2 protein-coding genes and 1 pseudogene are annotated in these 2,051 nt (G+C 66.0%); 1 reads left to right on the top strand and 2 read right to left on the bottom strand.

Translation table 11 applies throughout. The features are described 5' to 3' along the window. Window positions 1-377: pseudogene (locus AC1D00_RS38425) on the top strand (patatin-like phospholipase family protein); the annotation flags it as partial. Window positions 378-383: 6 nt separating this feature from the next. Here the strand turns inward: AC1D00_RS38425 and AC1D00_RS38420 are convergent. After that, window positions 384-812, bottom strand: a complete 429-nt coding sequence (locus tag AC1D00_RS38420; protein WP_025575707.1) for a CBS domain-containing protein — start codon at window positions 810-812, stop codon at window positions 384-386. A 191-nt stretch (window positions 813-1,003) separates the two neighbouring features. After that, window positions 1,004-1,825, bottom strand: coding sequence for a rhomboid family intramembrane serine protease (locus tag AC1D00_RS38415; protein ID WP_025575709.1), 822 nt, complete (start codon window positions 1,823-1,825; stop codon window positions 1,004-1,006). Between the last annotated feature and the right edge of the window lie 226 nt (window positions 1,826-2,051).

Genomic DNA, 2,051 nt, shown 5'->3' with positions numbered 1-2,051 from the left:
GCGCTGCGCCTGAACCGGTCGCCCCTGCGGCCGAAGAGACGACGTCCAAACGGCGCTTCCCGAGATTCTTCTCGCCCGAGAAGACGGTGAAACGCGAGTTCTTCGGCGGCGGGGACCGGCCCGGCCTCTCCTCGGTGATGGTCGACGCCTTCAACATCATGCAGGACCGTATCACCCGCGCCCGCCTCGCCGGCGATCCTCCGGACCTGCTGATTACGCCGCGGGTCGGCCAGTTCGGCTGGTTCGACTTCCATCGCRCCGACGACCTCATCGCGCTCGGCACCCGCGCCGCCGAGCGTGCGCTGGACTCGATCCAGGAGGCGATCCATGCGCTGGCGCCGCCGCCCGAGGGCGCGGCGCCCAAGGCCGGCGAGTGACGCCGGTCAGGCCGTCTTGATGTAGTCGCGCAGGGCTTCCTGCTCGGACTCGTATTCCTGGACGCGGCGCTTGACGATGTCGCCGATCGAGATCAGGCCGACCACCTTGCCGTTGTCGACCACGGGCAGATGGCGGAACTTGCCTGTCGTCATCGTCTCCATGAGCTCGGCGACCGTATCGGTCTCCTTGCAGGTGACGACCTTGCGGGTCATGACCTGGGACACCGGCTCGTCCAGCGCGCCGGCGCCGCGCTCGCCGATCACGCGCACGATGTCGCGCTCGGACAGGATGCCTTCCAGCCGGCTCTGGTCCATCACCAGCACCGCGCCGATCTTCTTCTCGCCGAGCAGTTTGACCGCGGCAGCCAGCTTGGCATCGGGCTCGACGCTCATGATCTGGTGGCCCTTGGTATTGAGAATTGAACGTACCGTCATTGTCGCCTCCCTGAATCGGAGCCGTCCGCCTTTCGGCAGTCCGGACTTGTTCTTCGAGTCTTCAACTAACAGTTTAGGCGCCGGTTTCACGCTTCAGGCGCTTTGCGAAGCATCGCCGCTAGCGGCCTGTCGCTTCGGAACATTCTTCGCGCGAATGATGGATGAATTCGGGCCGCGCCGCAAGCGCCGCTTCAAATTCGGTCTGAAACGTCCCGTGATGACGCATCCGCAGCATCGTTTCGCACGCGCGGCACCGGATCGAACAGCGCGAACAGCAACAGGCCGGCGAAGAAGCCGCCGATATGCGCCTGCCAGGCGACGCTCGTGGTTTCGGCATCGATGCCGATCGCGCCGACGCCGAAGATGATGTTGACGCCGAACCACACCGCGAGGAAGCCGACCACCCGCCCGTCGCGCAGCGCGCGCGACAGCGGCAGCGCGGGAACCCTTGCAGCGGTATCGGCGTCCGAACGGCTGAACGACAGGAAGCTGCCGCGGACGAAGGCAAAGCGGATCGCCGCCGCCATCGCGCCCGACACCGAGGCCGAAGCGCCGATCATCGGCGCCACCGCATGCTCATGGGTAACGAGATGGGCGAGCGCCCCGGCCGCCGCCGTCACCGCGAGAAAGAGGAAGAACCTGATCGCGCCAAAACGCCGCGCCAGCGCGCTGCCGAACGGCAGCAGCCACAGCACGTTGAAGCCGAGATGGGTCAGATTGGCGTGCAGCAGCGAATAGGTGACGAAGCTCCAGACCTTGGCGCCGGCGCCGCCGGGGATCTGCAGATTGAGCAGTGAGGAATCGTAGCGCTTCGGGATGAAGCCGAAGACGTCGATGGTCCAGTTCTCCAGGTCCGGCGGCAGCAGCACCCGCAGATGGATCAGTGCCAGCAGGACGATATAGGCGGTCAGCGCGAACGGCAGCGTCAGGATCGGCTCGCGCGGAGCCGCCTCGACGACGGCCGGCACCTCCTGCTGAGGATCGTGCGGCGGAGAATCTTGCGGGGAATCCAAGGCAGCTCGCTTTCAGGCGCGATCGGAGCGGTAAGCTTGGAGATAGTCGCCTTTGCCGGCCTTGCGCAAGTGCACAAAAGGAAAAGGTGAATGAGGGGCTCGCCCCAAGCCGAGCGAGGCGCTGGGTCCCAGCTCAGCAGTGCATCGCCAAGGCGCTGCGCTGCGTCCGGGATACGGAGACCTTGTCGGGACCAATCTCGTGTCCCGGACAAGGCGCGGCACGAAG

The organism is Bradyrhizobium sp. P2_E8 (genome assembly GCF_056403875.1).
The sequence above is the reverse complement of the archived record's forward strand: the minus strand, read 5'-3'. Positions and strand labels throughout refer to the sequence as shown.